We start from the raw sequence: 23754 nt of genomic DNA, 5'->3' as shown, positions 1-23754 counted from the left end.
CGACGGGGAGGCCTTCGCGGCGCCGGGGCCGCTCTTGCCGGCCGCCTCCACCGTCTCCTTCAGCTTCTGCGGGGTCAGCGGGTTGGCCTGGTCCCCGAAGATGTCCTTGCCGTCGAGCAGCACGGTCGGGGTCCCGCGGAACTTGCCGGTGCGGAAGGCGTCCTGCGACTTGTTCACCCAGCTGTCGTGCGTACCGTCCTCGACGCAGGTGCGGAAGGCGGGGGTGTCCAGTCCGTCGACCTTCCCGGCGAGCTCCAGCAGCTTGGCGTTCTTGCCGTAGGCGTCGTCGGTCTCCTCCGGCTGGTTGTCGAAGAGCACGTCGTGGTACGGGGCGAACTTCCCGGCGTCCTGGGCGCAGGCCGCCGCGTTGGCGCTCTTGAGCGAGCCGCTGCCGCCCATGTTCCCGTCGATGAGGGTGACGAGGTGGTACTCGACCTTGAGGAGGCCCTTGGCCTCGAGCTCGTGGATCGTGTCCCGGTAGTTGGTCTCGAAGGCCTTGCAGGCGGGGCAGCGGAAGTCCTCCCACACGGTCAGCGTGGAGGGGGCCTCGCCCTTGCCGGTCTGGATGGCGAGCGCGTCCTTGCCGGTGGCCCCGGACGGGGCGACCAGCGGGCCGCCCTTGGCGGAGGATCCGCCCTTGCCGGCGTTGGCCGCGATCAGGCCGACGACGGCCGCCAGTCCGAGCACGCCGACCACCGCCGCCGAGACGACGAGGGTGCGCCTGCGCTTGTCCCTCGCCTTCTGCTTCTCGCGCTCCAGCTGGAGTCGCTCGCGGGCCGATCGTTTGGTCGCATCGCGGTTCGCACCGTCGTTCATGTCGCTCACGTTCGGCCAAACGAAGCAGGGAGGCACTCTCGTGCCTCCCTGCCCCCACTTCCACCCGATCGGGCTACAGAACCCGTTCAGGGGTCCGGCTGCCCGATCGAACGCGCCGCCCGTTCAGCTCCGGCGCACGCCCGTCAGCTCCGGCGCACGCCCGCGGCGAGCTCGCCCGCCAGTGCCTTCACGGCGGCCAGCCCTGCGGGCAGGTCCGGCGCGTCGAGCAGCAGCTTCACGAAGGCCGAGCCGACGATGACCCCGTCGGCGAAGCCCGCGACCTCCTTGGCCTGGGCGGCGTTGGAGACGCCCAGTCCCACGCAGACCGGCAGGTCGCTGGTGGCGCGGGTGCGGCGGACCAGGTCGGCCGCCTGGTTGCCGACCGACTCGCGGGTGCCGGTGACGCCCATCAGGGACGCGGCGTAGACGAAGCCGGAGCCGGCCGCGGTGATGGTGGCGAGGCGTTCGTCCTTGCTGCTGGGAGCCACGACGAAGACGGTCGCCAGACCGTGCTTGGCCGCGTGCTCGCGCCACAGCGCGGACTCCTGGACCGGCAGGTCGGGCAGGATGCAGCCCGCGCCGCCGGCCTCGGCGAGCTCCGCGGTGAACCGCTCGACGCCGTAGCGGTCGATGGGGTTCCAGTACGTCATGACGAGGATCGGGGCGCCGGTCGCCTCGTGCGCCTCGCGGACGGTGCGCAGGGTGTCCGCGATCTTGACCCCGCCGCGCAGGGCGATGTCGTCGGCGGTCTGGATGATGGCGCCGTCCAGGACCGGGTCGCTGTGCGGGAGGCCGATCTCGACCACGTCCGCGCCGCCGGCGATGACGGCCTTGACGGCCTCGATGGCACCGTCCACGGTCGGGAAGCCGGCCGGGAGGTAGGCGACGAGGGCCGCGCGGTCCTCGGACTTCGCCTTGGCGAGGGTGGCCGAGAGGAGTTCGATGTTGCCGCTCACTTGGTCTCCCCCTCGGTGCTGCCGGTGGTCTCGGCGTCGTACAGGTTGAAGTAGCGGGCGGCGGTGTCCATGTCCTTGTCGCCGCGGCCGGACAGGTTGACGACGAGCAGCCCGTCCTTGCCGAGCTCCTTGCCGAGGTCCAGGGCGCCCGCGAGGGCGTGCGCCGACTCGATGGCCGGGATGATGCCCTCGGTGCGCGAGAGCAGCCGCAGGGCCTGCATCGCCTGGTCGTCGGTGACCGCGCGGTACTCGGCCCGGCCGGCGTCCTTGAGGTACGAGTGCTCCGGGCCGATGCCCGGGTAGTCCAGACCGGCCGAGATGGAGTACGGCTCGGTGATCTGGCCCTCCTCGTCCTGCAGGACGTAGGAGCGCGATCCGTGCAGGATGCCGGGCTCGCCCGCGGTCAGCGTGGCCGCGTGCTCGCCGGTCTCCACGCCGTGCCCGGCGGGCTCGAAGCCGACCAGGCGGACGTCGGTGTCCGGGATGAAGGCGTGGAACAGGCCGATCGCGTTCGATCCGCCGCCCACGCACGCCGCGACTGCGTCGGGCAGGCGGCCGGCGCGCTCCAGGATCTGGCGGCGGGCCTCGACGCCGATGACGCGGTGGAAGTCGCGGACCATCGCCGGGAAGGGGTGGGGTCCGGCGACCGTGCCGAAGAGGTAGTGGGTGCGGTCCACGTTGGCGACCCAGTCGCGGAACGCCTCGTTGATGGCGTCCTTCAGGGTCCGCGAACCGGACTTCACCGCGATGACCTCGGCGCCCAGCATCCGCATCCGGGCCACGTTCAGGGCCTGGCGCTGGGTGTCGATCTCACCCATGTAGATGGTGCACTCGAGGCCGAACAGGGCGCAGGCGGTGGCGGTGGCCACGCCGTGCTGGCCGGCGCCGGTCTCGGCGATGACGCGGGTCTTGCCCATGCGCTTGGTGAGCAGCGCCTGGCCCAGCACGTTGTTGATCTTGTGCGAGCCGGTGTGGTTCAGGTCCTCGCGCTTGAGGAAGATCCGCGCCCCGCCCGCGTGCTCGGCGAACCGGGGCACCTCGGTGAGGGAGCTGGGGCGGCCGGTGTAGTTGACCATCAGGTCGTCGAGCTCGGCCGCGAAGGCCGGGTCGCCCTTGGCCTTCTCGTACTCGACGGCGACCTCGTCCACGGCGGCGACGAGCGCCTCCGGGATGAACTTGCCGCCGAAGTCGCCGAAGTAGCCCTCGGCGTTCGGGATGTGACCCTCGGGGTCCGGGATGAAGAAACTGCTGGCGCTGGACATGCCCAGGTACTCCTACGGATGCGACGCGGATGTCTTCACCGTATTGCGCCGTCCGCCCCGGACGCGCACACCCCGCTGGGGCATGCCGTACGACGGTGCGGAGCGGTCCGCCCCGGAGCCGGCGGCTCGGGGTGGCGGACCGTGGAGGGGGACGCCGAAGCAGGCGGTGTACGACGTACACCGCGTGCGGCGGTCCTCGTTACGACGCGGCTCCGGGGCGCCATCGCATGCCGTTGACCTGACCGGGCTCGGAGCCGATCACGTACCGGACCCGCCGCCCGCGCACGCGCCGGGCCGGGGCGCGGCAGCCGCGAGGGCGGCAGCCGCGCGCCAGGGGCGCGTGCGCCGTCGGCACACCGGCCAGGCCGGAGCCCGGTCGGGTGCGGACGGAGGGGCGGTTTCGGGCCATGGGGACGGGTCAGCTCCGCCCGTGGCGCAGGGCGGGGTGGGCGCCGGCGGCGACGAGGTCGGCCACGGCCGCCTTCGGGTCGCGGCCGGTCACCAGGGACTCCCCGACGAGGACGGCGTCCGCGCCCTCGTTCGCGTAGGCGATCAGGTCGTGCGGCCCGCGGATGCCGGACTCGGCAACCTTGACGATGTGGGCCGGGATCTCGCCGACGATCCGCTCGAAGGTGGAGCGGTCGACCTTGAGGTCCTTCAGGTTGCGGGCGTTGACGCCGATGATCTTGGCGCCCGCCGCGACCGCACGCTCGATCTCCTCCTCGTCGTGGACCTCGACGAGCGGGGTGAGGCCGATGGACTCGGCCCGCTCGATGAGGGAGACGAGGGCCTCCTGCTCCAGGGCCGCGACGATCAGCAGCACGAGGTCGGCGCCGTAGGCGCGGGCCTCCCACAGCTGGTACGCCGTGACGATGAAGTCCTTGCGCAGGATCGGGATGTCCACGCGGGCGCGGACGGCCTCCAGGTCGGCCAGCGAGCCACCGAAACGACGCTGCTCGGTGAGGACGGAAATGACCGCCGCACCGCCCGCTTCGTAGTCGGCGGCGAGCCCGGCCGGATCGGCGATGGCGGCCAGCGCACCCTTGGAGGGGCTGGAACGCTTGACCTCGCAGATCACCTTGACGCTGTCGCCGCGCAGGGCAGCGACGCCGTCCTTGGCCTGGGGCGCCTTGGCGGCACGCTCCTTGAGCTCGTCGAGGCTGACGCGAGCCTGCCGTTCGGCAAGGTCTTCGCGGACCCCTTCGATGATCTCGTCGAGCACACTCACGCGAGCGGCCCCCTTCCGGGTCGATGACGGTCGGCCGCCTTGCAGACACGTACAACTGCAAGGTCAGCAGTTCAAATGGTATCCGCAGGACGCCTTGCCCTCCGCACGCGGTTGACGGCGTCCCATTAAGTGGACATCCGGAATCGTTGCTTCTGCCGGGCCTCAGGGGGCCAGGAAGGAGCCCATGGGCAGGTTCCGGACAACGGAGAAGACGACGGCCACCACGCCCAGCGCCCACCAGTACAACGGCCGTACGACGAGCTTCGGGGACGCCACCCCCCGATAGGCCCGAACCAGCCACAGGACCATGAAACCGGCGAAGAAGAAGTAGCCGGCGACCGCCATGGCATTTGCCCCGATAGCTGTCACGAGATCGCCATGGGCGAACGCGTGGGCGCTGCGCAGCCCTCCGCAGCCGGGGCACAGGACCCCCGTCAGCCGGAACAGCGGGCAGACCGGATAGTGGCCCGGCTCGTTCGGATCCACGGTCCCCACGTACGCGAGGGCCGCGGCGGCCGCACCCAGCACGAGCGCCGGACGCGCCAGCCGGCCGGCCCGGGATACGGGCGCGGGCGCGGGAGGCGGCGCGAGGTCGGTCGTTCCAGAGGAGGCGTCCACCCGCTGATTCTCTCCGCTCATGACAAAAGGCGCAGCCCGACAGGGCCGCGCCTTTCGAAAACCCGCGTGTGCGCTACCGCCCGGTCAGACCTTCGCGGCGACGCGGTTCGCGGCGATGACCTCGGACAGGTCCTTGTGCGCGGCCTTCGGCGCGCCCATGCCCGCGGCCTTCATCGCCATGCCCACGACACCGCCGATGACGACGACGACGAGGCCCGCGTAGAAGCCCAGCGGGTTCGCCAGGACCATGAAGGCGCCGGAGATGCAGAAACCGATGACTGCGATGATGACACCGGTCCAGGCGGCCGGGGTGTGTCCGTGGCTAGTGCCCGCCATGAGTTGCTCCTCGTACTCGGGTGTGCTCTGTCGCACGCCGCACATGCTGTGTCGAACGCTCGATGGTCATTGTCCCGCACCGGCGGACGGCCTCGTTCACGGGGTCGGATCGGGACCCGTCGGGTCCTCGCCCCGGTCCAGGGCCTTCCACAGGTCCTCGGGCCGGTCCGGGTCCACCACGGCCGCCTTGCGGGGGCGCGGGCTGCCGTCGCGCTCGTAGCGCCCGCCCATCGCGGGCCAGGCGCGCCCGAAGCGCAGCGCGAGCAGTCCCGCCAGCAGGATCAGCGCCCCGCCGGCCGCCGTCACGTAGGGCCATGCCGTATGGGTCAGGCCGGCCACCTGGGCCGCCGTGTCGGCCGTCGTACGGGCCGCCTCCGCGTCCAGTGCGCTGCGCCCGTCGGCGTTGGCCAGGGCGGCCAGGGCCGCACCCAGGCCGCTCAGCGCGAGCAGCGCCGAGACCAGCAGCCGGCTCCGGCCGCGGACGGCGAAGACGGCGACCAGGGCGGCGAGCCCCACGATGGCCAGGGCGGCGGGCAGGCCGGTGACGGCCCGCCCGTCGGCGGTCACCGGCAGCGAGCCGCCGCCGACGGCGGCGACGCCCCGGGCCCAGACGCGGCCGGAGGCGAGCAGGACGACGGTGGCGCCGAGCGCGCCGAGCAGCAGGGCGACGGCCACGCTGCGGCGGCCGCCGCGGCCCGAGGGGGCCCCGGTCTCGGCGGCATCGGCGTGTTCGGTTCGGGGCGGGGGTACGGCACTCACGTACCCCACTATCCCCTACGGGCTCAGGCGCCGTGGAGGCGGTTCGCCGCCGCGACCGCGCGGAGCACCGCGGCGGCCTTGTTGCGGCACTCCGCGTCCTCCAGCTCGGGCACCGAGTCGGCGACGACACCCGCGCCTGCCTGCACGTACGCCTTCCCGTCGCGCAGCAGCGCGGTGCGGATCGCGATGGCGGTGTCGGAGTCCCCGGCGAAGTCGAGGTAGCCGACGCAGCCGCCGTACAGCCCGCGGCGGGTGGGCTCCAGCTCCTCGATGATCTGCATGGCGCGCGGCTTGGGCGCCCCGGACAGGGTGCCCGCCGGGAAGCAGGCGGTGAGCACGTCGAAGGCGGTCCTGCCCTCGGCGACCCGCCCGGTGACGGTGGAGACGATGTGCATGACGTGCGAGTACCGCTCGATGCTCATGAAGTCGACGACCTCCACCGAACCCGGCTCGCAGACCCGGCCGAGGTCGTTGCGGCCGAGGTCGACGAGCATGAGGTGCTCGGCGCGCTCCTTGGGGTCGGCCAGCAGCTCGTCGGCGAGCTCGTTGTCCTGCTGCGGGGTGGCGCCCCGGTGCCGGGTGCCGGCGATCGGGTGGACCATGGCCCGCCCGTCCTCGACCTTGACCAGCGCCTCGGGGCTGGACCCGACGACGTCGAAGCCGTTCTCGAAGCGGAAGAGGTACATGTACGGGGAGGGGTTGGTGGCCCGCAGGACCCGGTACACGTCGAGCGCGGAGGCGCTGCACGGGGTCTCGAACCGCTGCGAGGGCACCACCTGGAAGGCCTCGCCGGCCCGGATCCGCTCCTTCACGTCCTCCACGGCGGCCTGGTACTTCTCGCCGCCCCACAGGGCCGAGTACTCCGGCAGCTCGGAGTCGGGCAGCGGCATCGGCTGGTACGGGGCGGGCCGCGCGAGGTCGGCCTCCATGGCGTCGAGGCGGGCCACCGCGTCCGCGTACGCCTCGTCCACGCCCGCCGCGAGGTCGTTGTGGTTGATGGCGTTGGCGATGAGCTGGACGGTTCCGTCCCAGTGGTCCAGGACCGCCAGGTCGGAGGTGAGCAGCATGGTCAGCTCGGGGAGCTCGAGGTCGTCCCGGGTGTGCTCGCCGATGCGCTCCAGGCGGCGCACGATGTCGTAGCCGAGGTAGCCGACCATGCCGCCGGTGAAGGGCGGCATGCCGGACGCCAGGTCCCGGGGGGTGTGCAGGGCCTCCACGGTCCGGCGCAGGGCCTCCAGCGGGTCGCCGGAGGTCGGGACGCCGACGGGCGGGGTGCCGATCCAGTGGGCCTGACCGTCCCGGACCGTGAGGGTGGAGGCGCTGCGGACGCCGACGAAGGAGTAGCGCGACCAGGAGCGGCCGTTCTCGGCGGACTCCAGGAGGAACGTCCCGGGGCGTTCTGCGGCCAGCTTGCGGTAGAGCCCGACGGGCGTGTCCCCGTCCGCCAGCAGCTTGCGGCTGACGGGGATGACGCGGCGGTCGGCCGCGAGCTTGCGGAACGTCTCAAGATCCATGGCGTGGGACCTTACTTGTGATCGGCTTCGGCTATTCGGCTTCGGCGGTGGGGCCGGAGGGACCGGCCAGGGGGAGGACGTCGGCATCGAAACACGTCCGGGCACCGGTGTGGCAGGCCGCGCCGACCTGGTCCACCTTGACGAGCACGGTGTCGGCGTCGCAGTCGAGCGCGACGGACTTCACGTGCTGGAAGTGGCCGGAAGTGTCCCCCTTCACCCAGTACTCCTGACGGCTGCGCGACCAGTACGTGCAACGGCCGGTGGTCAGGGTGCGGTGCAGGGCCTCGTCGTCCATCCAGCCGAGCATGAGCACCTCACCGGTGTCGTACTGCTGGGCGATGGCCGGGACCAGACCGTCCGCGGAGCGCTTGAGGCGGGCGGCGATGGCGGGATCGAGGGAGGACGTACTCATGGGGCCATTGTGCCGGGCCCGGGGGACGATCAAGGATCCCTGTCCGCCTGATGGGCAGGCACGGGGCGGGTTCCAGCCGTAGGCTGGCCCGCATGTCTACCCATGCGAAGCGTGAACGACTGCTGCTGGCCGACCTGTTGGAGTCCGCCGGCCCGGAGGCGCCGACGCTGTGCGACGGCTGGCGGACGCGGGAGCTCGCCGCGCACGTGGTGGTCCGGGAGCGTCGCCCGGACGCGGCGGGCGGACTGCTGCTGAACGTGCTGAAGGCCCGCCTGGACAAGGCGATGGAGGAGTACACGGCCAAGCCGTACGAGGAACTCATCCAGTTGATCCGCACGGGCCCGCCGAAGATGTCCGTCTACTCCCTGAAGCAGATCGACGAGGCGGCGAACGCGGTGGAGTTCTACGTCCACGCGGAGGACGTCCGGCGCGCCCAGCCGGACTGGTCCCCGCGGGTGCTGGACCCGGTCTTCTCCGACTCCCTCTGGTCCCGCCTGGAAAGGCTCGCCCGCCTCACGGGCCGCCGCTCCCCCGTGGGCCTGGTCCTGCGCCGCCCGAACGGCCAGACGGCGGTGGCCCACAAGGGGGCGCCGGTGGTGACGGTCACGGGCGAGCCGGGTGAGCTGACGCTCTTCTGCTTCGGCCGCCAGGACGCTGCCGCGGTGGAACTGGACGGCCCGAAGGAGGCGGTCGCCAAGCTCACGGTGACCCAGCTCGGCATTTGAATTTTTTTTGCGCCGCTCGCGCGGCTCGGCCCTGGCGGGCCTCCCCGGCTTCGCGCCGCTGCGCCGGACTCCGTCCGGCGGTGGCTGGTCGGCGCGGGCGCCACTGCCGTCTGGCGTGGGTGCCGGTGGGCGGGTGCGGCTGGCTCGGCCCTGCGGGGGCTGGGTCCCCTACCCGCCCTTCGCCCGTTCCCCGGGGCTCCGCCCCGGACCCGTTGCCGCGTGCGGCGCCGTTGCCGGGGGCCGGCCCCCGGACCCCCGCTCCTCAAACGCCGGAGGGGCTGGTCTTGGCTGCGGCGCCGGCCACATCCAGCCTCGCCGGCGTTTGAGGCGCGGGGTCTGGGGCGGAGCCCCAGGGGGGTCCGGGCGGAGCCCGGGGAACGGTGGAAGGGCGGGTCGGGGACGGCCCCGCAGGGTCAGGCCAGGGCGAGTTCCGCTCGGCGGACCGCGGGGGCCGAGGTGCCGACTATCGCTCCGGCCATGCTCACCGCTCCGCCCGCCAGGAACACCGGGGTGACCCCCCACAGGTCGGCGGCGAGGCCGAAGACGGGATAGGCCAGCGGGGCCAGGCCGACCGCCGTGAAGGCCATGACCGAGCTGACCCGGCCCAGGTACGAGGGATCCGTGGCGGTCTGGATGAGGGCGATGGCCAGGCCGCCGCAGATCCCGCAGACGAGCCCCGTCAGCACCGCCAGCCCCACGGCCACCGGCAGGCTCGGCGCCAGGACCAGCCCGCCGATGCCGGCCGAGCCGACGATGAGGGTGAGGTTCTGGATGGCCCCGGCCCGGGGGAACTTCGGGATCAGGGTGAGCAGCAGCGCGCTCGACGCCGCGCCCAGACCCATCCCGCCGATGATCCAGCCGACCCCGCCGGGCCCCCACCCGCGCTCCTCGGAGACGAGGATCAGCCCCAGGGTCAGCGGCGCGGAGGTGCCCAGCTGGCTCAGCGCCCCGGACAGGACGAGGGGCCCGATCAGCCCGTGCCGCCGGATGTAGCCGAGTCCGGAGCGGAGCTGCCGCCAGGGGCTCTCCCCCGAGGGGGAGGCCGCGGCCGGAGCCGGCAGCGGGGCGATCCGTACCGCCATCAGCAGCACCAGCGAGACCCCGAACAGCGCCGCCGCCACCGCGAAGGCCGACGCCGGCCCGCCGAGCCCCATCGCCAGCCCCGCCACCGGCGGCCCGGCGGTGTGCCCGACGCGTTCGGCGAGGCTGCGCAGCCCCTGGACCCGTACCAGCTGCCCGGGGCCGGCGATCCTCGGCGGCAGCGCGCCGACGGCCGGCATGAACAGCGCGTCCACGATGCCGAAGACCAGGGCGACGAGGACGAGGACCCACAGGCCCGGGGAGCCGAGGGCGAGGACGAGCGCCAGGGCCAGGACGACGGCGCACCGCACCGCGTCGGAGGAGATCACCACCAGCCGGGGTCCGAAGCGGTCGGCGATCACCCCGCCGCCCAGCATGAGGAGCGCCCTCGGTATCGCGCCGACCGCCATGACCAGGCCGACCTCGGCCGGTCCGGCCGCCTGGGCGGCCGCCCAGCCGAGGGCGAGGAAGTAGACCCCGTCCCCGACGAGCGAAGCCCCGTAGGCGGCCAGCCAGCGCAGGACGTTGCCGTCCCGCCACACGTTCGCGTTCACTGCGGGCCCCCCACGGGCGAAGCAGGCCTCAGCGGACCGGGTGGCCCGCTTCCCTCAGCGCGTCCTTGACCTGGCCGATGCGCAGGTCGCCGAAGTGGAACACGGACGCCGCGAGCACCGCGTCGGCGCCCGCCGCGATCGCCGGCGGGAAGTGCGCGAGCCTGCCCGCGCCGCCCGAGGCGATCACCGGGACCGTGACGTGCTTGCGCACGGCCGCGATCATCTCGGTGTCGTAGCCGTCCTTGGTACCGTCGGCGTCCATCGAGTTCAACAGGATTTCCCCGGCGCCCAGCTCGGCCGCCCGGTGTGCCCACTCGACGGCGTCGATGCCGGCGCTCTGCCGGCCGCCGTGGGTGGTCACCTCGAAGGAGCCGGAGGTGGTGCGGCGCGCGTCGACGGACAGGACCAATACCTGCCGGCCGAAGCGTTCCGCGATCTCCTGGATGAGTTCGGGGCGGGCGATGGCGGCGGTGTTCACGCCGACCTTGTCGGCGCCGGCCCGCAGCAGCTTGTCCACGTCGTCGGCGGTGCGGACGCCGCCGCCCACGGTCAGCGGGATGAAGACCTGTTCGGCGGTGCGGCGCACCACGTCGTAGGTCGTCTCCCGGTTGCCGGAGGAGGCGGTGATGTCGAGGAAGGTCAGCTCGTCGGCGCCTTCGGCGTCGTAGAGCTTGGCCATCTCGACGGGGTCGCCGGCGTCGCGCAGGTTCTGGAAATTGACTCCCTTGACCACGCGGCCGTTGTCCACGTCCAGGCAGGGGATCACCCGTACGGCGAGGGTCATTCCGCGCCTCCCCCGACGGGGCCGAAGGCCTCGACCTCGACCTCGACGACCATGCTCGGGTCGACGAACCCGTTGACGATGAGGAGCGTCGAGGCGGGGCGGACCTTGTCGAAGAGCTCGCTGTGGGCGCGGCCGACCTCGTCCACGTCACGGGCGTGCGTGAGGTACATGCGGGTGCGGACCACGTGCTCGGGGCCGAGCCCGGCCTGCTCCAGGGCGGCGAAGGCCACGCTGAAGGCCTTCATCGTCTGGTCGTACGGGCCGCCCGCGTCGGCCCCGGTGCAGCCGGAGACCAGGACGAGGCCATTGGGGAGCTGCACGGCGCGGGAGTAGCCGAGGACGTCCTCGTAGGGGCCGCCGGAGGAGATGCGGCGGACGGCGGAGTTGTTCTCAGAACTCATGCGGAGACCACCTTCAGGGCTTCTTCGAGCGTGAACGCCTTGGCGTACAGGGCCTTGCCTACGATGGCGCCCTCGACGCCGGCCCCGACGAGCCCGGCCAGTGCGCGCAGGTCGTCGAGGGAGGAGATGCCGCCGGAGGCGACGACGGGCCGGTCGGTGGCGGCGCAGACGTTGGTCAGCAGCTCCAGGTTGGGGCCGGTGAGGGTGCCGTCCTTGCCGATGTCGGTGACGACGTACCGGGCGCAGCCTTCGGAGTCCAGGCGCGCGAGGGTCTCGTAGAGGTCCCCGCCCTCGCTGGTCCAGCCGCGGCCCTTGAGGGTGGTGCCGCGCACGTCGAGGCCGACAGCGATCTTGTCGCCGTGCTCGGCGATGGCCTTGGCGGCCCACTCGGGGGTCTCCAGGGCGGCGGTGCCGAGGTTGACGCGGGTGCAGCCGGTGGCGAGGGCCGCGGCGAGCGTGGCGTCGTCGCGGATGCCGCCGGACAGCTCGACCTTGATGTCCATGGCGCCGGTGATCTCCGCGACGAGCGCGCGGTTGTCACCGGTGCCGAAGGCGGCGTCGAGGTCGACCAGGTGCAGCCATTCGGCGCCGGCGGACTGCCAGGCCAGGGCGGCCTGGAGCGGGGAGCCGTAGGAGGTCTCGCTGCCGGACACGCCGTGCACGAGCCGGACGGCCTGGCCGTCGCGGACGTCGACGGCGGGGAGCAGTTCGAGCTTCTTCGACGTCGTCATCAGAGGGTCTCGATCCAGTTGGTGAGGAGCTGGGCGCCGGCGTCCCCGGACTTCTCGGGGTGGAACTGGGTGGCCCACAGGGCCCCGTTCTCCACCGCCGCGACGAACCGCTCGCCGTGCGTGGCCCAGGTGACCTTGGGGGCCTTGATCAGCGGGTTGGTGACTTCCAGCGACCAGTCGTGGGCCGCGTAGGAGTGCACGAAGTAGAAGCGGGCGTCCTCGTCGAGGCCGGCGAAGGCCTGGCTGTCGGCCGGGGCGTCCACGGTGTTCCAGCCCATGTGGGGGACGATCGGGGCCTGGAGCGGGCCGACCGTGCCGGGCCACTCGTCGAGGCCTTCGGTCTCCACGCCGTGCTCGATGCCGCGCTCGAAGAGGATCTGCATGCCGACGCAGATGCCCATGACCGGGCGGCCGCCGGAGAGCCGGCGGCCGATGATCCAGTCGCCGCGCGCGTCCTTGAGCCCCTGCATGCAGGCGGAGAAGGCTCCGACGCCGGGGACGAGGAGTCCGTCGGCGTCCATGGCCTTGTCGTAGTCGCGGGTGATCTCCACGTCCGCGCCGGCGCGCGCGAGGGCGCGCTCGGCGGAGCGGACGTTGCCGAAGCCGTAGTCGAAGACCACGACCTTCTTGGTGGGGGCCAAGGTGCTCACTCCCAAATTCCCTGGATCCGCAGCACTCCGGCGACCAGGCACATCACGGAGGCGAGGCCGAGCAGGACGACGACGGAGGTGGAGATGTCCTGTTTCTTGAAGGAATACGCGCCACCGGCCAGGAAGAGGCCGAGGAAGATCAGGATCGTGTTGAGCCCGTTCACGCTAGAGGGCGCCCTTCGTGGAGGGCAGGATCCCGGCGGCGCGCGGGTCGAACTCGGCGGCGTAGCGCAGGGCCCGGGCGAGCGCCTTGAACTGGCACTCCACGATGTGGTGGGCGTTGCGGCCGTACGGCACGTGGATGTGCAGGGCGATCTGGGCCTGCGCGACGAAGGACTCGAAGATGTGCCGGGTCATCGTCGTGTCGTACGTGCCGATCATCGGCGCCATGTTCTCGGGCTCGGTGTGCACGAGGTACGGGCGGCCCGACAGGTCGACGGTCACCTGCGCGAGGGACTCGTCGAGCGGCACGGTGCAGTTGCCGAAGCGGTAGATGCCGACCTTGTCGCCGAGGGCCTGCTTGAAGGCGGCGCCGAGCGCGAGGGCGCTGTCCTCGATGGTGTGGTGGCTGTCGATGTGCAGGTCGCCCTCGGTCTTGACCGTGAGGTCGAAGAGGCCGTGGCGGCCGAGCTGGTCGAGCATGTGGTCGTAGAAGCCCACGCCCGTCGAGACGTCGACCTTGCCGGTGCCGTCGAGGTTTATCTCGACGAGGACCGAGGTCTCCTTCGTGGTCCGTTCGACCCGTCCGATGCGGCTCATGCGTGCTGCTCCTTCTTCAGTGCGCGAACCGCTTCCAGGAACGCGTCGTTCTCGGCCGGGGTGCCCGCGGTGACCCGCAGCCATCCCGGTACGCCGTTGTCCCGGACCAGGACACCCTGGTCGAGGATCTTCTGCCAGGCGGTGTGGGAGTTCTCGAACCGGCCGAACTGTACGAAGTTCGAGTCGGAGTCGGTGACCTCGTAGCCGATCCCCCGCAGCTCGGTGACCAGGCGGTCGCGCTCGGCCTTGAGCTGCTCGACGTAGCCGAGCAGGGTGTCGGTGAATTCCAGGGCGGCCAGCGCGGTCGCCTGGGTGACGGCCGACAGGTGGTACGGCAGGCGTACGAGCTGTACGGCGTCGACCACGGCCGGGTGCGCGGCCAGGTAGCCCAGGCGCAGGCCGGCCGCGCCGAAGGCCTTGGACATGGTCCGGGAGACCACCAGGTTCGGGCGGCCCTCGATCAGCGGCAGCAGCGAGTCCCGGTGGCTGAACTCCACGTAGGCCTCGTCCACGATGACGAGGGACGGCTTGGCCGCCTGCGCCGCCTCGTAGAGGGCCAGGACCGTCTCCGCCCCGACCGCGGTGCCCGTGGGGTTGTTGGGGGAGGTGATGAAGACGACGTCGGGGGCGTGCTCGGCGATCGCCTGCTCGGCCGTCTCCACGTCGATGGTGAAGTCCTCGTTGCGCGGCCCCGAGATCCAGTCGGTGCCGGTGCCGCGCGCGATCAGCGCGTGCATCGAGTACGAGGGCTCGAAGCCGATCGCGGTGCGGCCGGGCCCGCCGAAGGTCTGCAGCAGCTGCTGGAGGACCTCGTTGGAGCCGTTGGCGGCCCAGACGTTCTCCTGCGCGACCGGGTGCTTGCCGGTCCGGGTGAGGTAGGCGGCCAGCTCGGTGCGCAGTTCGACGGCGTCCCGGTCGGGGTACCGGTTGAGGGTGCGGGCGGCCTCGGCCACGCGCTCGGCGATGCGGGCGACGAGCGGCTCGGGCAGCCCGTACGGGTTCTCGTTGGTGTTGAGCTGGACGGGCACGTCCAGCTGCGGGGCGCCGTACGGGGTCTTGCCGCGGAGCTCGTCCCGGATGGGGAGGTCGTCGATACCGATGACGGCCTCGGCGCCGGTGCCGGTGCCGGTTTCGTCGGTGATGTCGTTGGTGCTGGTCATGCCTGGGGAACCTTCCACCCGAAACGTGCCTTGAGAGCCGCGCCGTGCGCGGGCAGGTCCTCGGCCTCGGCCAGGGTCACCACGTGGTGGGTGACCTCGGCGAGGGCGTCGCGCGTGTAGTCGACGATGTGGATGCCGCGCAGGAAGGACTGCACGGACAGGCCCGAGGAGTGGCAGGCGCAGCCGCCGGTGGGCAGCACGTGGTTGGAGCCGGCGCAGTAGTCGCCGAGCGAGACCGGGGACCACGGGCCGACGAAGATCGCGCCGGCATTGCGCACGCGGGCGGCCCAGGCGGCCGCGTCGGCGGTCTGGATCTCCAGGTGCTCGGCGCCGTACGCGTCGACGACCTTGAGCCCGTCCTCCAGGCTGTCGACCAGCACGATCGCGGACTGGCGGCCGGCCAGGGCGGGCTTGATCCGGTCCTCGATGTGCTTGGTGGCCGCGACCTGCGGCTCCAGCTCCTTCTCGACGGCGGCCGCGAGCTCCGCGGAGTCCGTGACGAGGACGGCGGCGGCCAGCGGGTCGTGCTCCGCCTGGCTGATCAGGTCGGCGGCGACGTGCACCGGGTCGGCCGTGGAGTCCGCGAGGACCGCGATCTCGGTCGGGCCGGCCTCGGTGTCGATGCCGATCTTTCCGGTGAAGTAGCGCTTGGCGGCGGCGACCCAGATGTTGCCGGGGCCGGTCACCATGTTCGCCGGGGCGCACTCATCGGTGCCGTACGCGAACATCGCGACGGCCTGGGCGCCGCCGGCCGCGTACACCTCGTCCACGCCGAGCAGCGCGCACGCGGCGAGGATCGTCGGGTGCGGCAGGCCCCCGAATTCCTTCTGCGGCGGGGACGCCAGCGCGATGGACTCCACGCCCGCTTCCTGGGCCGGGACCACGTTCATGACGACGGAGGACGGGTACACCGAGCGGCCGCCCGGGGCGTACAGCCCCACGCGCTCCACCGGAACCCACTTCTCGGTCACGGTGCCGCCGGGGACCACCTGGGTGACGTGCTCGGAGCGGCGCTGGTTCCGGTGCACGATCCGGGCGCGCCGGATCGACTCCTCCAGGGCGGCGCGGACGGCCGGGTCGAGCTGCTCCAGAGCGGCCGTCAGGGCCTCCGTGGGCACCTTGACCTGCTGGAGCTCCACCCCGTCGAACTTCTGCGCGTACTCGATCAGCGCCGCCGTCCCACGATGGTGGACGTCCTCGCAGATGGGCCGCACCTTCTCCAGGGCGGCTTCCACGTCGAACTCGGCACGGGGCAGCAGATCGCGCAGGGCGCCACCCTCGGGGAGGGTGTTGCCGCGCAGGTCGATACGAGAGATCACCCGGCAATTCTCTCAGACCGCCTCGCGCCACCGTTCGTCCGTATCACTGGCTGATACAGGCCACGGACGTTTCCCGATGTCACAGCGGCCCCCTAGCGTGCGGGTAGGCGCGGTGCGGTCCGCGCCGACGAGCGGAGGGGGGCCGCCATGGCCGAAGCACGCCCGGACGGGGCACCGGCCGATCTCACCGGCCCCGAACGGCTCATGTGGGACGCGTACCGGACCGGCAGCGTCTGCGATCTGAGCACGCGCACCGCCGAGCGGGACGATCCGCACGCCGACCGGGTCTGGGGCCCCGAGCGCAGCGTGCGCGCGGACGTGGTGGCCCTGCTGCTGCTCCACGGGCCGGGCCCGGTGCCGGGCCGGGTGGCCTCCCTGAAGCTGCGCGGCGTCCGGATCACCGGCCGCCTCGACCTCTCCGGGGGCACGGTCACCCCGTACGTGGAGCTCCAGTCCTGCCGCTTCGACGGCGAGGTGCAGCTCTCCGAGACCCGCTTCGGCACGCTGCGCCTGGTCAACTGCGCGATACCCCGGCTGGAGGCGGCCCGCCTGCAGACCGAGGGCGACCTGCACCTGCCGCGCTGCCGGGTGGCGCGCGGGATCCGGCTGACCGACGCGCAGATCGGCACCGACCTGCTGATCAGCGAGGCGGTGCTGCAGCGCGACAACAAGGGGCGGGCCCTGGCCGCCGACGGGATGTCGGTCGCGCAGGACTTCCAGGCCGAGCTGCTCCGGGCCTACGGGGAGGTGAGCCTGCGCGGCGCCAAGGTCGGCGTGTCGATGAGCCTGCGCGGGGCCCGCCTGAGCAATCCGGCCGGGAAGCGGGCGCTGAACGCCCCGCAGCTCACCGTCGAGCGCACGCTCTACCTGACCTCCATCGCCCTGGACTACACCTCGGGCGACTCCGGTTCCGCCACGCCGCCCTACGGGCAGGGCTACACCCCGCTGCGGGGCGAGCCCGCGCAGCACTTCGAGTGCCGGGGCGGCCTGCGGCTGGACGACGGCCGCTTCGGGGACGCCGTGGACTTCTACGGGGCCCGGTTCACCCTCACGGAGGAGCAGGAGGTCTCGCTGCGCCGCATCCACACCCCGGAGCTGCGGTTCGTCGGCGAGCGGCCGGAGCGGGGGCGGGTGGTGCTGTCGGGCTCGCAGGTGGTCAAGCTGGTGGACACCGCCGGCAGCTGGCCGGGGCGCCCGGGCCGGCTGGCCATCGAGGGTTTCGCCTACGAGAACCTCGCGCCCCGGGGCCTCTTCCCGCCGGCGCTGCGGCTGGAGTGGGTCGAGGCGGCCACCCCCGAGTACTCCCCGGAACCGTACGAGCGGCTCGCCGCGGTCCTGCGGGCCTCCGGGGAGGACGCGGACGCCCGCGAGGTGCTGCTGGCCAAACAGCGGCGCCGGCGGGCGACGCTGCCGCCGGCGCTGCGCGCGTGGGGGTACCTCCAGGACTGGACGGTGGTCTACGGCTACCGGCCGGGCCGGGCGGCGCTGTGGATGGCCGTGCTGTGGGCGGCCGGGGCCGTGCTCTTCACGGCCCACGGCGAGCCGCCGCCGATCAAGGCGGACGAGCACCCCGACTGGGACGCGGCACTGTTCGCCCTGGACCTGCTGCTGCCGGTGATCGACCTCGGCCTTCAGGACCAGTGGATCCTGAAGGCCGGCTGGCAGTGGGGCGGGGCCGCGCTGATCATCCTGGGCTGGATCCTGGCCACGACGGTCGCGGCGGGAGCCTCCCGCGTCCTGAGGCGGGGGTGACCGCTCCCGGGCCGCGGCCACTACCCTGTGCCTCGTGACCACCGTTCGCCTGCCCCTCTTCCCGCTGAACTCGGTGCTGTTCCCGGGACTCGTCCTCCCGCTGAACGTCTTCGAGGAGCGTTATCGCGCCATGATGCGCGAGCTGCTGAAGGCGGGAGAGGACGAGCCCCGCCGTTTCGCGGTCGTCGCGATCCGCGACGGCCGGGAGGTCGCTCCGACCGCGCCCGGCCTGCCCGACCAGACGGCCGTGCCCGAGCGCGGCCCCGCCGCCGGTTTCGGCGCGGACCCGGTCCAGGCCTTCCACCGGGTGGGCTGCATCGCGGACGCGGCCTCGATCCGGGAGCGGGAGGACGGCAGCTTCGAGGTGATGGCGACCGGCACCGTCCGGGTCCGGCTGCTGTCGGTCGACGCGTCCGGCCCGTTCCTCGTCGCGGAGCTGGAGGAACTCCCGGAGGACACCGGCGAGGGCGCGGGCGCACTGGCGGAGGGCGTGCTGCGGGCGTTCCGCACGTACCAGAAGCGGCTGGCGGGGGCCCGCGAACGGTCCCTGACCGGCATGGACCTCCCCGACGAGCCGTCGGTGGTCTCGTACCTGGTCGCGGCCGCCGCGGTGCTGGACATCCCGGCGAAGCAGCGCCTGCTCCAGGCCCCGGACACCGCGACCCGCCTCGCGGAGGAGCTGAAGCTGCTGCGCACCGAGACGGCCGTCATCCGCCACCTCCCCTCGCTCCCGGCCGTGGACCTCACCCGCGCCCCGACGAGCCCGAACTGAGAGGGGCCCCATGGCGAAGAAGAAGCCGGCGGGCACTCCGGCGATCGTGGCGCTGACGGCCGTCGGCGCGGAATTCACGGTGCACGCCTACGAGCACGACCCGGCCCATCCCTCGTACGGCGAGGAGGCGGCCGAGGCCCTCGGGGTCTCCCCCGCGCAGGTCTTCAAGACGCTGCTGGCCGACGTGGACGGTTCGCTGGTGGTCGCGGTGGTCCCGGTCTCCGGGAGCCTCGACCTGAAGGCCCTGGCCTCGGCGGTGGGCGGCAAGCGGGCCGCGATGGCCGATCCGGCGCTGGCGGAGCGCACCACGGGCTACGTCCTGGGCGGCATCTCCCCGCTGGGGCAGCGCAAACGGCTGCCCACGGTCCTGGACGCCTCGGCGTCCGGCTTCCCCGCCATCTGCGTCTCGGCGGGCCGCCGCGGCCTGGAGGTCGAGCTGGCCCCGGCCACCCTGACCACCCTGACCTCGGCCACCGTGGCCCCGATCGCCCGGCCCTGACGCCGGACAAATTCAGCCTCGCCGGCGTTTGAGGCGCGGGGGTCCGGGGGCGGAGCCCCCGAGGGGGTCCGGGGCACAGCCCCGGGGAACGGTGGAAGGGCGGGTAGGGGACCTCGCCCCGCGCAGCGGCAAGGGTCGCCGCAGGGGCCCCGCCCCGCGCAGCGGCAAGGGTCGCCGCAGGGGCCCCGCCCCGCGCAGCGGCACACCCCGACCGGCCGGGGCTACGGGCGCGGGGGCTCCGTACCGGCCGAGTCCGCGGAGGGGGCGGCATCCACCGGGGCCTGGTAGTACGCGGACGGCCACACCGCGAGCTCCGGCTCGGGGTCCCGCCGACCCCACAGCGCCGTCAGCGCCAGGTGCACGAGGACCGCGGCCATCGGCCACCCGAGCAGCGCCCCGTGCGCGAGCAACTGCAGCGGGGCCTCGAAGGGCACGCCCTTCCCCGCCTTCCGCGCGGCCGCCACCAGGTCGGAGGACGGCCCCAGCCACAGACCGACCCGCCACCCCACCAGCGCGGCGAAGACCGACCCGACCGCGAGCCCGACCACCTGCGCCGCACCCCCGCCCCGCCGCCACAGGAAAACGGCCACCGCGCTCAGCATGCCGAATCCGACGGACAGCAGCAGGAAGGTGCCGTCCGCCCCGATCCGCGCCTCGCTCTCGGTGTCCCGGAGGAACACCGCCTCGCCGTTGGAGACGTACTGCACGCGCGGCGCGAGCCAGACCCACAGCAGCCCGAGGAGTACGCCGGCGATGCCGGTCACGAGGGCGATGGCGGCCCCGTCCCGGACGTCGGCCGGGGAGAAGGCGGGCTCGGACGCGGGCGCGGCCGGAGCCGAAGGCGCCTCGGACGGCGGCTGGTCGGGCTTGTCATAGGGGGTCACGGCTTCGGTCACCTCCACATCGTGCCAGAAGTGCGTGAGGCGGCCACCTGCCCCCGGCGGGGCGTCAGCGGACGGCTGCCCGCCGGTAGGCCCAGGTCGCGACGGCGAGGGACAGCACCCCCACCCCCGCGCACACGCCGAGGTCGAGGAGGACCGCCGCCCAGTCGGGGTGCGGCTCGAAGGTCCGGGCGAAGGCCTCCACGCCGTACGTGGACGGCAGCAGGTCCCGCGCCCAGACGATGACCTCCGGCATCCGCTCGGGCGGCAGCACGCCCAGCAGCAAGGCCGCGGACATGCCGAGCTGTCCGGCGAGGGTGGCCAGCTCCTGCCGGGGGGCGAGCAGGCCCAGGGCCGCTCCGAGCCCGGCGAGGGCGGCGCCGGCCAACGGCACCACGGCGGCCAGGATCCACAGTCCGCCCATCGGCAGCCCGAACAGCACGCTGCCGAAGACGGCCGTGACGAGCGTGCCGGGCAGCGTGAAGGAGGCGTAGGCGGCGGCCGCGCCCAGCACCACGGAGGCGGGCGGCACCGGCAGGGTGGCGTAGTGGTCGAGCCCGCCGCTGGCCCGGAGCTGGCCGAAGTACTGCGCGAGCAGGTTCAGCGCGACGAAGGCGACGACCAGCACGGAGGAGCCGGCGACGACGGCCCGCGCCTCGGAGCCCCCGTCGACCACGCCCCGCATCAGGATCATGATCCCGACGGACTGGAAGGTGGCCACGAACAGCAGCGGGATCCGGGAGACCCGGGCGCGGGACAGCTGGGCCCGGTAGACGGCGGCCAGCGCCGGGAAGAACCGGGCGCGGGGTGCCAGTACGCCCACAGCCGTGTGCGCGGCCGTGGCGGCAGCGGTGGTGACGGTGGCGCTCACGCCTTCACCAGTCCCTTCGAGGTGCGTCCGCCCAGGGCGAGGTACACGTCCTCCAGGCTCGGGGTGGCCAGCGTGAAGTCGTCGAGGGCGGCGAAGGCCGGGCCGCCGGTCACGGCGGCGACCGCCGCCCGCGCCTCGTCGGGTCCCAGGCGCAGCACCCAGCGCCGCCCGGATTCGGTGGCGGCCCCGGCGAGCGCGGCGACCTCCGGGAGCTCCAGCGGCGGCGCGGTCCGCCAGACGAGTTCGAGCCGGACCTCGCCGGAGACCCGGGCCTTGAGCCCGGCCGGGGTGTCGCAGGCGATGACCCGGCCCTGGTCGATGACGGCGACCCGGTCGAGGACGGTCTCGGCCTCGATGACGTTGTGGGTGACCAGCAGCACGGTGGCCCCGGTCTCGGCGCGGCGGCGGTCGACGGCGGCCCAGACGGCCCGCCGGGCCACCGGGTCCATGCCGGTGGTGGGCTCGTCGAGCACCAGGACGGGCCGCTCCCCCACCAGCGCGGCGGCGAAGCAGGCGAGGCGCCGCTGCCCGCCGGACAGCTTCTTCAGGGGGCGTCCGGCGAGCGGGGTCAGGCCGAGCTCCTCCAGGACGGAGTCGCGGGCGGCGCGGGCCTCGCGCAGGCCGAGGCCACGCAGCCGGCCGGTGGTCTCGGCGGCCAGGGAGACCGTGAGCTCGTCGAGGGCGGTGGATTCCTGCCCGAGGTAGGAGAGCAGCCGGGCCGACCGGTCGGGGTGGCGCACGAGGTCGTGGCCGAGCAGGGTCACCGAGCCGGAGTCGGGCCGCAGCAGGCCGGTGAGCTGGCGGACCAGGGTGGATTTGCCGGCGCCGTTGGGGCCGAGCAGTCCGAAGATCTCGCCGCGCCGCACGTCCAGGGAGATCCCGTCGGTGGCACGGGTCTCGGGCAGGGCCGGGGCCCCGCGCCGTCCTCGGACCGCGGGATACGTCTTGACCAGGTCACGTACCGCGCAGACCACGTCCGGGGCCGTTCCCGCGGCCCCTGCCGTGTCCGTATCCGCCTGTGCTGTCCCCGTACTCACGAGGGAGCAGCCTACGGGGTTGCGGCCCCTACTCGGCTGCCGGGGCCGTCTGGGCCACCGCGACGGGGGCCACGGCGGGGGTCGCGGGAGCTCCGGGGGCCGGAGCGGGGCCGGGGGCGGGACCGGCCGCCGGGCCGGCGCCGGCCACGTGTTCCGCGGCCGCCCGTACGTCGATCTCGCGCCAGAAGCCGGCCCTGATGGCGTAGCGGTCGTGCTCGTCGATCTGGTCGTCCTTGTGCGCGAGGAGTCCGAAGCGGGCGGCGTAGCGCAGCAGCTCCCCGTCGATCCGGTGCGGGATCCGCGGGTACATGGTGGCGAGCTTCTGCAGGTGCACGGTTTCCGGGAGCCGCTCCATCCAGCGCCGGGCGAAGACCTGGCCGACCTCGAAGGGGTCGCCGCCGACGGTGGTGATGTCCTCCTCGCGGTCCGCCCAGCGCTGTTCGGCGGAGGTGAGCTGGGCGAGGGTGGGCAGCGAGGCGGTCTCGGCGGGCTCTCCGAGCGGCCCGGCGCGGTCGATCCACCCCTTGTCGGAGGACCAGCGCAGGGCGCTGCCCGCCGGGGCCGCGCCGAGGGCCTGGCCGGGCCCGGGGACGGGTGCGGTGGTGCCGGGGGCCCGCAGGGCGCCCGCGAGGTCCTTCGGGGTCGGGACGGTCCTGCCGCCCGCGGTGGTGGCCGCCGCGGTGGCGGATACGCCGCCCTCCTCGGGCTCCACGGGGGCCGCGGGCCGGGTTCCGCCGCCGTTGCCGTTGCCGCGGGCGGCCTCGGCGAGGGCGGCCTCGGGCAGCGGCGCGGAGAGGATGGCGGCGATCTCGGGGCGCGGGGCGGGTGCCGGGGCGCAGAGTCCGGTGAGGTCGCGGGCGCGGACGGCGCGGGTGATCCAGGTGCGGTCCAGGACGCGGCGTTCGTCGGCTTCGGCGACGAGGTCCTCGGACTGGTTGTAGTCCCCGTCGGCGGCCTGGACGGCCCACAGGTGGACGGCGACCCCGTGTTCCTTGGCGGACATCAGGCCGGGCAGCAGGTCGCCGTCGCCGGTGACGAGCACGACGTCCGAGCAGGCCCGGTTGCGGGCGAGCTCGGTGAGCTCGGCGTGCATGGCCGCGTCGACGCCCTTCTGGGCCCAGCGGCCGTCGCTGCGGGTCAGGGCGCCCAGGCGGACGGTGACGCGGGGCATGACGCGCAGCCGCCGGTGCTCGGGCTGGGGCACCCGGTCGGGTGCGCCGTCGAACCAGTAGATCCGCAGGAGCGGCTGCTCGGTGTCGGCTTCGGCGCGCTCGCGCAGGCCCTGGATGAGCGCCGCATGGTCGACGGTGATCCGGGAGCGGGAGGGCTCTCCTGCGAGGAGGCTCGCGGCGGCGCCCAGCAGATAGCCGGCGTCCACCAGGACGACGCAGCGGTCCACGCGTACCACCCTCTTCCCTGGGGGTCCTCTTGGTCTTTCGCGGTTTCCCCGAGTCTGCCCGACGGCAACGGCCTTGACGGCCGGAACTCGATCATCGGCGTGGCGTATCTCCCGGAGTCCCCCGGCCGGAGCCCCGACTACGCGCGGTAATGATCCAAAATGCGCCGTTTACGGCCCTGTGTGAGGGTGAAGGCGGCCCTGGCCCCTACACCCCCCACGGAGGCATCCCATGGCCAAGAACAAGAACCGCCAGCAGCCCGCCAAGTCCCAGGACCGCTCGGCTTCGCAGGATCCGGCGAAGAGCTCGATGGAATCCTCGCCCGCGTCCGCCACCCCGGCGGCCCCGAGTCCGCTGCAGATGGCCGGCAAGAAGCGGGAAAAGAAGTTCGGCCACAACTGACGACTCGACTGCCCGCGCACGTGGAAAGGCCCGCCCCCGTCGACAGGGGCGGGCCTTCCCGCGCACGAGCAAGCGGCGG

The 23754-nt window shown here is 73.3% G+C and carries 27 protein-coding genes and 1 pseudogene; 5 read left to right on the top strand and 23 right to left on the bottom strand.

The window, feature by feature from the left end:
* Positions 1-33: 33 nt before the first annotated feature.
* From NLX94_RS16880 to hisI, 10 genes and pseudogenes are all read right to left on the bottom strand, one after another.
* Positions 34-816, bottom strand: a pseudogene (locus tag NLX94_RS16880) (DsbA family protein); the annotation flags it as partial.
* A gap of 143 nt (positions 817-959) precedes the next feature.
* Complete coding sequence (gene trpA / locus NLX94_RS16875; protein ID WP_254383620.1) at positions 960-1772, bottom strand: tryptophan synthase subunit alpha; 813 nt, start codon at positions 1770-1772, stop codon at positions 960-962.
* Complete coding sequence (gene trpB, locus NLX94_RS16870; protein WP_254383618.1) at positions 1769-3034, bottom strand: tryptophan synthase subunit beta; 1266 nt, start codon at positions 3032-3034, stop codon at positions 1769-1771. Before trpB ends, trpA begins: the two co-directional genes overlap by 4 nt.
* 199 nt (positions 3035-3233) lie before the next feature.
* Positions 3234-3443, bottom strand: coding sequence for a tryptophan biosynthesis modulator TrpM (trpM, locus tag NLX94_RS16865; RefSeq protein WP_254383616.1), 210 nt, complete (start codon positions 3441-3443; stop codon positions 3234-3236).
* Positions 3444-3452: 9 nt separating this feature from the next.
* A complete protein-coding gene (gene trpC, locus NLX94_RS16860; protein ID WP_250743801.1) occupies positions 3453-4262 on the bottom strand; it encodes an indole-3-glycerol phosphate synthase TrpC in 810 nt (269 codons plus the stop codon).
* Positions 4263-4424: 162 nt separating this feature from the next.
* Positions 4425-4901: a DUF2752 domain-containing protein gene (locus tag NLX94_RS16855; protein WP_254383614.1), complete on the bottom strand. Its 477-nt coding sequence runs from the start codon at positions 4899-4901 to the stop codon at positions 4425-4427.
* 63 nt (positions 4902-4964) lie between these two features.
* On the bottom strand, positions 4965-5216 hold the full coding sequence (locus NLX94_RS16850; protein WP_254383960.1) for an HGxxPAAW family protein: 252 nt from the start codon (positions 5214-5216) through the stop codon (positions 4965-4967).
* 96 nt (positions 5217-5312) lie between these two features.
* Entirely contained in the window at positions 5313-5984 is a 672-nt protein-coding gene (locus NLX94_RS16845) for a TIGR02234 family membrane protein (protein ID WP_254383612.1), read from the bottom strand.
* Between the two features lie 14 nt (positions 5985-5998).
* Positions 5999-7489, bottom strand: a complete 1491-nt coding sequence (locus tag NLX94_RS16840) for an anthranilate synthase component I (protein WP_254383610.1) — start codon at positions 7487-7489, stop codon at positions 5999-6001.
* Between the two features lie 31 nt (positions 7490-7520).
* The gene (gene hisI, locus NLX94_RS16835; protein ID WP_254383608.1) at positions 7521-7901 is read right to left on the bottom strand and encodes a phosphoribosyl-AMP cyclohydrolase; all 381 of its coding nucleotides are present in this window, start codon (positions 7899-7901) and stop codon (positions 7521-7523) included.
* A 92-nt stretch (positions 7902-7993) separates the two neighbouring features.
* Here hisI and NLX94_RS16830 point away from each other — a divergent pair, with 92 nt between their 5' ends.
* Positions 7994-8626: a TIGR03085 family metal-binding protein gene (locus tag NLX94_RS16830; protein WP_254383606.1), complete on the top strand. Its 633-nt coding sequence runs from the start codon at positions 7994-7996 to the stop codon at positions 8624-8626.
* Positions 8627-9039: 413 nt separating this feature from the next.
* Here the strand turns inward: NLX94_RS16830 and NLX94_RS16825 are convergent, their stop codons facing one another.
* The 9 genes from NLX94_RS16825 to hisD are packed head-to-tail and all read right to left on the bottom strand — an operon-like array spanning position 9040 to position 16064.
* On the bottom strand, positions 9040-10260 hold the full coding sequence (locus tag NLX94_RS16825) for an MFS transporter (RefSeq protein ID WP_254383605.1): 1221 nt from the start codon (positions 10258-10260) through the stop codon (positions 9040-9042).
* Between the two features lie 28 nt (positions 10261-10288).
* Complete coding sequence (gene hisF, locus NLX94_RS16820) at positions 10289-11044, bottom strand: imidazole glycerol phosphate synthase subunit HisF (RefSeq protein ID WP_254383603.1); 756 nt, start codon at positions 11042-11044, stop codon at positions 10289-10291.
* On the bottom strand, positions 11041-11445 hold the full coding sequence (locus NLX94_RS16815; RefSeq protein WP_254383601.1) for a RidA family protein: 405 nt from the start codon (positions 11443-11445) through the stop codon (positions 11041-11043). Before NLX94_RS16815 ends, hisF begins: the two co-directional genes overlap by 4 nt.
* Complete coding sequence (gene priA, locus NLX94_RS16810) at positions 11442-12176, bottom strand: bifunctional 1-(5-phosphoribosyl)-5-((5-phosphoribosylamino)methylideneamino)imidazole-4-carboxamide isomerase/phosphoribosylanthranilate isomerase PriA (protein ID WP_254383600.1); 735 nt, start codon at positions 12174-12176, stop codon at positions 11442-11444. Before priA ends, NLX94_RS16815 begins: the two co-directional genes overlap by 4 nt.
* Positions 12176-12817: an imidazole glycerol phosphate synthase subunit HisH gene (hisH, locus tag NLX94_RS16805; protein ID WP_254383959.1), complete on the bottom strand. Its 642-nt coding sequence runs from the start codon at positions 12815-12817 to the stop codon at positions 12176-12178. The genes priA and hisH overlap by 1 nt, the downstream gene beginning before the upstream one ends.
* 5 nt (positions 12818-12822) lie before the next feature.
* Positions 12823-12990, bottom strand: coding sequence for a hypothetical protein (locus NLX94_RS16800; RefSeq protein WP_254383598.1), 168 nt, complete (start codon positions 12988-12990; stop codon positions 12823-12825).
* Position 12991: 1 nt separating this feature from the next.
* Positions 12992-13585 (bottom strand): imidazoleglycerol-phosphate dehydratase HisB, encoded by a 594-nt coding sequence (gene hisB / locus NLX94_RS16795; RefSeq protein WP_031148346.1) that lies wholly within the window; start codon positions 13583-13585, stop codon positions 12992-12994.
* Positions 13582-14745, bottom strand: coding sequence for a histidinol-phosphate transaminase (locus NLX94_RS16790; RefSeq protein ID WP_254383597.1), 1164 nt, complete (start codon positions 14743-14745; stop codon positions 13582-13584). Before NLX94_RS16790 ends, hisB begins: the two co-directional genes overlap by 4 nt.
* Positions 14742-16064, bottom strand: coding sequence for a histidinol dehydrogenase (hisD, locus tag NLX94_RS16785; protein WP_254383596.1), 1323 nt, complete (start codon positions 16062-16064; stop codon positions 14742-14744). Before hisD ends, NLX94_RS16790 begins: the two co-directional genes overlap by 4 nt.
* A gap of 147 nt (positions 16065-16211) precedes the next feature.
* Here hisD and NLX94_RS16780 point away from each other — a divergent pair, with 147 nt between their 5' ends.
* The 3 genes from NLX94_RS16780 to ybaK are packed head-to-tail and all read left to right on the top strand — an operon-like array spanning position 16212 to position 19087.
* Positions 16212-17816, top strand: coding sequence for an oxidoreductase (locus NLX94_RS16780; RefSeq protein WP_254383595.1), 1605 nt, complete (start codon positions 16212-16214; stop codon positions 17814-17816).
* 34 nt (positions 17817-17850) lie between these two features.
* Positions 17851-18588, top strand: coding sequence for an LON peptidase substrate-binding domain-containing protein (locus tag NLX94_RS16775; RefSeq protein ID WP_254383594.1), 738 nt, complete (start codon positions 17851-17853; stop codon positions 18586-18588).
* A gap of 10 nt (positions 18589-18598) precedes the next feature.
* Positions 18599-19087, top strand: a complete 489-nt coding sequence (ybaK, locus tag NLX94_RS16770; protein WP_254383593.1) for a Cys-tRNA(Pro) deacylase — start codon at positions 18599-18601, stop codon at positions 19085-19087.
* Between the two features lie 221 nt (positions 19088-19308).
* Here the strand turns inward: ybaK and NLX94_RS16765 are convergent, their stop codons facing one another.
* From NLX94_RS16765 to NLX94_RS16750, 4 genes are read right to left on the bottom strand one after another with little or no spacing between them, the layout of a single operon-like run.
* Positions 19309-19983 (bottom strand): hypothetical protein, encoded by a 675-nt coding sequence (locus NLX94_RS16765; RefSeq protein WP_254383592.1) that lies wholly within the window; start codon positions 19981-19983, stop codon positions 19309-19311.
* A 52-nt stretch (positions 19984-20035) separates the two neighbouring features.
* On the bottom strand, positions 20036-20839 hold the full coding sequence (locus NLX94_RS16760) for an ABC transporter permease (protein WP_254383590.1): 804 nt from the start codon (positions 20837-20839) through the stop codon (positions 20036-20038).
* Complete coding sequence (locus tag NLX94_RS16755; protein WP_374683969.1) at positions 20836-21876, bottom strand: ABC transporter ATP-binding protein; 1041 nt, start codon at positions 21874-21876, stop codon at positions 20836-20838. The genes NLX94_RS16760 and NLX94_RS16755 overlap by 4 nt, the downstream gene beginning before the upstream one ends.
* A 28-nt stretch (positions 21877-21904) precedes the next feature.
* Positions 21905-23275: an NYN domain-containing protein gene (locus NLX94_RS16750; RefSeq protein ID WP_254383589.1), complete on the bottom strand. Its 1371-nt coding sequence runs from the start codon at positions 23273-23275 to the stop codon at positions 21905-21907.
* A 229-nt stretch (positions 23276-23504) separates the two neighbouring features.
* On the opposite strand from NLX94_RS16750, the gene NLX94_RS16745 reads away from it, so the two are divergent.
* Positions 23505-23675, top strand: a complete 171-nt coding sequence (locus NLX94_RS16745; protein ID WP_254383588.1) for a hypothetical protein — start codon at positions 23505-23507, stop codon at positions 23673-23675.
* The last annotated feature ends 79 nt before the right edge of the window (positions 23676-23754 follow it).

It is taken from the genome of Streptomyces sp. TBY4, from assembly GCF_024213195.1.
Taxonomy (GTDB): domain Bacteria; phylum Actinomycetota; class Actinomycetes; order Streptomycetales; family Streptomycetaceae; genus Streptomyces.
The sequence above is the reverse complement of the archived record's forward strand: the minus strand, read 5'-3'. Positions and strand labels throughout refer to the sequence as shown.

What these genes read in the sequence shown, in the direction of transcription:
- NLX94_RS16830 (WP_254383606.1), top strand. Translation starts at nt 7,994, where the DNA reads ATGTCTACCCATGCGAAGCGTGAACGACTGCTGCTGGCCGACCTGTTG.
- ybaK (WP_254383593.1), top strand. Translation starts at nt 18,599, where the DNA reads ATGGCGAAGAAGAAGCCGGCGGGCACTCCGGCGATCGTGGCGCTGACG.
- NLX94_RS16745 (WP_254383588.1), top strand. Translation starts at nt 23,505, where the DNA reads ATGGCCAAGAACAAGAACCGCCAGCAGCCCGCCAAGTCCCAGGACCGC.
- hisB (WP_031148346.1), bottom strand. Translation starts at nt 13,585, where the DNA reads ATGAGCCGCATCGGACGGGTCGAACGGACCACGAAGGAGACCTCGGTC.
- trpM (WP_254383616.1), bottom strand. Translation starts at nt 3,443, where the DNA reads ATGGCCCGAAACCGCCCCTCCGTCCGCACCCGACCGGGCTCCGGCCTG.
- hisI (WP_254383608.1), bottom strand. Translation starts at nt 7,901, where the DNA reads ATGAGTACGTCCTCCCTCGATCCCGCCATCGCCGCCCGCCTCAAGCGC.
- NLX94_RS16780 (WP_254383595.1), top strand. Translation starts at nt 16,212, where the DNA reads ATGGCCGAAGCACGCCCGGACGGGGCACCGGCCGATCTCACCGGCCCC.
- NLX94_RS16855 (WP_254383614.1), bottom strand. Translation starts at nt 4,901, where the DNA reads ATGAGCGGAGAGAATCAGCGGGTGGACGCCTCCTCTGGAACGACCGAC.
- trpB (WP_254383618.1), bottom strand. Translation starts at nt 3,034, where the DNA reads ATGTCCAGCGCCAGCAGTTTCTTCATCCCGGACCCCGAGGGTCACATC.
- NLX94_RS16790 (WP_254383597.1), bottom strand. Translation starts at nt 14,745, where the DNA reads ATGACCAGCACCAACGACATCACCGACGAAACCGGCACCGGCACCGGC.
- NLX94_RS16815 (WP_254383601.1), bottom strand. Translation starts at nt 11,445, where the DNA reads ATGAGTTCTGAGAACAACTCCGCCGTCCGCCGCATCTCCTCCGGCGGC.
- priA (WP_254383600.1), bottom strand. Translation starts at nt 12,176, where the DNA reads ATGACGACGTCGAAGAAGCTCGAACTGCTCCCCGCCGTCGACGTCCGC.
- NLX94_RS16850 (WP_254383960.1), bottom strand. Translation starts at nt 5,216, where the DNA reads ATGGCGGGCACTAGCCACGGACACACCCCGGCCGCCTGGACCGGTGTC.
- hisF (WP_254383603.1), bottom strand. Translation starts at nt 11,044, where the DNA reads ATGACCCTCGCCGTACGGGTGATCCCCTGCCTGGACGTGGACAACGGC.
- NLX94_RS16840 (WP_254383610.1), bottom strand. Translation starts at nt 7,489, where the DNA reads ATGGATCTTGAGACGTTCCGCAAGCTCGCGGCCGACCGCCGCGTCATC.